General features: G+C 64.8%; 5 protein-coding genes. All 5 read right to left on the bottom strand.

All coding sequences use genetic code 11. The features are described 5' to 3' along the window. The coding region (locus tag CWO89_RS41195) for a TRAP transporter substrate-binding protein (RefSeq protein WP_130583972.1) at nucleotides 1-748 on the bottom strand (748 nt) is incomplete at its 3' end. A 232-nt stretch (nucleotides 749-980) separates the two neighbouring features. Next, entirely contained in the window at nucleotides 981-2321 is a 1341-nt protein-coding gene (locus tag CWO89_RS41190; protein WP_130583971.1) for an NAD(P)H-dependent oxidoreductase, read from the bottom strand. Nucleotides 2322-2464: 143 nt separating this feature from the next. Then, on the bottom strand, nucleotides 2465-3265 hold the full coding sequence (locus CWO89_RS41185) for a phytanoyl-CoA dioxygenase family protein (protein ID WP_130583970.1): 801 nt from the start codon (nucleotides 3263-3265) through the stop codon (nucleotides 2465-2467). A gap of 39 nt (nucleotides 3266-3304) precedes the next feature. Then, entirely contained in the window at nucleotides 3305-3979 is a 675-nt protein-coding gene (locus tag CWO89_RS41180; RefSeq protein WP_130583969.1) for a GntR family transcriptional regulator, read from the bottom strand. Nucleotides 3980-4072: 93 nt separating this feature from the next. Further along, nucleotides 4073-4472 (bottom strand): sigma-70 family RNA polymerase sigma factor family protein (locus CWO89_RS41175; RefSeq protein WP_502702949.1); only part of this gene is annotated, 400 nt, incomplete at its 5' end.

Here is a 4472-nt window from a genome sequence, read left to right as displayed (position 1 = left end):
GATTCATGAGGTTGTGGCCCTGGCCGGTGCCTTCCCACCAACCGGGATAATAATAGAACTTCGCGACCTTCACGAAGCCGAGCTTCTCGTCGTCATAGGGGCCGACCCATTCGGCAGCGTCGATGGTGCCCTTCTCCAGCGCCGGATAGATGTCGCCGCCAGCGATCTGCTGCGGCACCCCGCCGACCTTGGCGATGATCGTGCCAGCGAAGCCGCCGACGCGGAATTTGAGGCCCTGAAGGTCCGCCGTTGACTTGATCTCCTTGCGGAACCAGCCGCCCATCTGCGCGCCGGTCGAGCCGGTCGGAACGCTGGTGCAGCCATATTCCTTGAGCAGATCGTTGAGCAGATCCTGTCCACCGCCCCATTGCAGCCAGGAGATGTGCTGGCGCGTGTTGAGGCCGAACGGCAGCGACGTGCCGAACGTGAAGGCCGGGTTCTTGCCCCAATAATAATAGAGCGCGGTGTTGCCCATCTCGACCGTGCCGTTCGACACGGCATCGAGAACCTGCAGGCCGGGCACGATTTCGCCGGCGGCGAACGGCTGGATCTGGAATCGGTTGTCGGTGATCTCGGCCACACGCTTGCAGAAAAATTCGCAGCCGCCATAGAGCGTATCGAGCGCTTTCGGCCAACTCGCCGCCAGGCGCCATTTCACTTCCGGCATCGATTGCGCAACCGCGGGCGCAGCAATGGCGCTCGCGGCGAGCGAGATGCCGCCTGCCTTCAAGAACTCACGACGTTTCATTGCGTTTCCCCTCTGCTGGTGTCGATACCTCGACGAGGGACAACGATCTTGAGTGTCGTTTTTGGCTTCGTCGGTGACCGACGCTGGATTGTGGTGATTGGGTTGGCAGGCCTTCAAAAGGCTCTTGTTATCGGAATTCCGAAATTTCCGGTTCCGTCAGCGAGCATGACCGTTCGCCCACCGATAATCAAGCGCAATGCTCTATCGCAGTTGCGAAGCGCGCGCTCAATCTTCAGGCACGCACGCGCTCGGCGCCTGTCGCCTTGGTCCCGCCGAACGCTGCTTCCATCGCCTTGCGCGTCTTCACCGTCTCATTGCTTGCGTCGATCTCGACATCGCTCCAGCGCACCACGGCGCCATGCGCGATATTGTTCTTCAGCTTCACGCGATGGGCGAGCCCGATCGGCAATGCGCCGGCGGCAAGGCTCGCTTGTGCCGGCATCAGCTTGCCCCACACCGTGTAGCCGCCTTCGCCATCGAGCTCCTCGCCCGCGCGCAGATCGCGTTTGGCGACGGCGGCGACATCGCCGCGAAAGCCGTGCGGCTGCCCGGTTGGCTCATTGCGTAATGCTGCCGACAGGACCGAAATGTTCAACTCCAGTCCGATCAGATGATAGGGCTTGTACATCGCCGCATAGCGGCCGGAGGCGTCGGTCTTCAGCCCGTATTGCTTGAAGCAATCGGCGGCATAATCGTTCGGCGCTTCCAGCACGACATAGACGCCCCAGCGCAGGTCGCGGAAGACGGGACGGCCGTCGCGCTCGATCGACGACACCACTTCCACCACGCCCGACTTCTCCAGCACGCCGCCTTTCTCGCGCGGCCGCAAGATATGCGGGAGATCGTCGACGCCGCATGGCGGAAACAAGAGGCCGTCGGAGGGCACGTCGAGGCCGGTGGCGTTCGCAATCGCTGCCATCTCGATCGCGGATTTGGTGCCGTCGAGGAAGGAGTTGAACATCTGCGGGTTCATGCCGGCGGATTGCGCCTCGCCGGCGGTGAGGCCGTAATGACTCCAGACGCCTTCGGGCGTCACGTCGTGATAGGCCGGCAGATACTTCGTGCCCTTGCCGGCGGCGACGACGCGAAAGCCGGTGGCGCGCGCCCAATCGACCATTTCGGCCGTCAGCGCCGGCTGGTCGCCATAGGCGAGCGAATAGACCACGCCGGCCTTGCGGGCTTCTTCCGCAAGCAGCGGGCCCGCCAGCACGTCGGCCTCGACATTGACCATGACGACGTGCTTGCCGGCCGCGATCGCCGCGCGCGCGTGTTTGATGCCGACCGCAGGATTGCCGGTCGCCTCCACCACCACATCGATCGGGCCGCCGGCAATCGCGCGTACGCCGTCATCGGTGAACGTCGTGGCCTTGATCCGATCATCGTCCCAACCGACGGTGCGGCACGCCTCGCGTGCGCGGTCGCGGTCGAGATCGATGATGATGGGCACCTCCAGCCCCGGCGTATGCGGCACCTGCGACAGGAACATCGAGCCGAATTTTCCGGCGCCGATCAGCGCCACGCGAACCGGCTTGCCGGCGGCGGCGCGGGCTTTGAGGAGGTGGTGGAGGTTCATGGCGGGATATCCGATGATCGTTGTTTTCGTCATTCCGGGGCACGCGAAGCGTGAACCCGGAATCCATCGGGCCGCATGCGCGAGCGGAGAAATGGATTCCGGGCTCGACGCTACGCGTCGCCCCGGAATGACAATGTGAGAGACTACTCCGCCGCCTGTCGCGGCGCACGCGCGAGCCGCACCAGCGCGTCGTCTGCGACCGTCTGGATCGGCGTGAAATCGCGGTGGGCGATGTATTCCGGCCGCGTCGGGGTGCGGATGTAGTTCGAGACCGCGTTCAGCGTCAGATAGACGATCTTGCGCGGATAGGGCGTGATGTTGCCGCTCGATCCGTGGACGAGATTGCCGTGGAACATCAGCATGCCGCCGGGCTTGCCGGTCGGCGCGACAATGCCGCCGTCCTTCACCAAGCGCGTCACGGTCTCCTCGTCCAGCGTCCACAGCGGATAGGAGGTGGTCTGAAGGTCATGGGCGGCCTTGAGGTCGCCGGCGTGGTGGCTCTTCGGCACCAGCATCAAGGGGCCGTTGATCGGCATCACCTCGTCGAGGAAGATCGCGATGTTCATCGCACGCGGCTCCGGCATGCCGTCGTCGCGCTTCCAGGTGCCGTAATCCTGATGCCACTGCCAGACGTCGCCGGTGAAGGCCGCTTTCGCATTGATCTTGAACTGATGCATGTAGACCTTCTCGCCGAAGATCTGCTCGATCGGCTCGATCATGCGCGGATGAGCGCCGAGGGCGCCGAAAGCCTCGTTATAGAGATGCGCGGCAAAGGCGGTGCGCGGCGCGCCGCTCTTTTCGCGCCATACCTCGGGGCGGTTGGCGTCGTAGGTGTTCATCGCCTCGCGGGCGAGGAAATCTACCTCTTCCTGGCTGAACAATTCGGGCAGGAACAGCCAGCCCTCGCGGTTGAAGAATTCGATCTGCTCTGGCGTCAGTTTCATGGTGCTTCCTCCTTTTGGTTTTCTTTGACGGCGCGCCGATCACGCCGCCACGTCGGTCGCTCTCAGTCTTTCCTCCGTCATCCGGCCTGCCATCTGCGCATGCGCAAGGGCTGCGGCCTCGGCCGCCCTTGCGTTGCCGGCAAGGACATGTGCGGCGATCTGCTCATGCTCGGCCCAGGCGCTCTCGCGATAGTCGAGCTCGGCGAGCACAGTCGCCATCGAGCGGCGCATATGCGCCCATTGCGGAGCGATCATCTCCTCGATCGCGGGATTGCCTGACAGCGCGTAGATCGCGCTGTGGAAGTCGACATCGCGCGCGATCAGTTCTGCGAGCGGCGTGTGCGCGTCGATCGCGCGGCCGGCGGTAAGCGCCGCTTCGAGCCGCCCGCGGCCGGCAGCATCCGTTCTGCTGCGCCCGGCGGCGAGCAGCGCGGCCAGCGCGTCGATCGCGCCGCGGACTTCGTAGAGTTGGCGGATGCGCTGCGGATCGAGCTGGGTCACCTCGAAGCCGCGGCGGCCGCTCTCGGCGACCAATCCCTGCCGGTGCAACAGATGCAGCGCATGCGACACCGGCTGGCGCGACACGCCAAGCTTCTCGGCAAGCTCGTTCTGGGTGATCCGCTGCCCGGGCGGCAGCGTGCGGTCGATGATCGCCTCCAGGATCCGCGCATAGACCTGGTCGATCAGGTTGGGTAGCGGCTCGAGCGGGAGCATACCGGGCGTTTCCTTCGGAATACGGAATTCCGTATTCGGAAAGGCTACCCCCGGCTCTAGATGCAGTCAAGGCGAAACCTGGCTGCCCTCAGCCTAGTTGCTCGGAGGCATCTCGATGTCGAACGCCGCGATCGGCTCCGCATTGGCAACGGCCTCGAACGCCGTGATCCTGTCGCCCGCAATGGTGAACTGCAGCACGATCCGCAATTGCCCGTCGAGAATGACCGCCAGCGCCGGGGCGCCATCGACCAGTGCCGGCTTTGCAGCCTGCGCCCGTCCCTTGAAGGTCTCGGCAACCGCCGTCGCGCCGCGGATTTCCGCCAGCGATCCCAATCGCTGCGCTGCAGCGTCGGCGCGGAACACGACACCGGGATCGAGCACTGCGAGCAGGCCTTCGAAATCGCCGTCGCGCGAGGCCGCAAGGAATGCCTCGACGATCCGGCGCTGCCGCGGCGCATCGCCATCGGCGGCCTCGCGGGAGCCCTGCACGCGG

It is taken from the genome of Bradyrhizobium sp. Leo170, assembly GCF_004296405.1.
In the GTDB taxonomy this organism is placed as follows: Bacteria; Pseudomonadota; Alphaproteobacteria; order Rhizobiales; family Xanthobacteraceae; genus Bradyrhizobium.
This window is presented reverse-complemented; position numbering and strand designations above follow the sequence as displayed.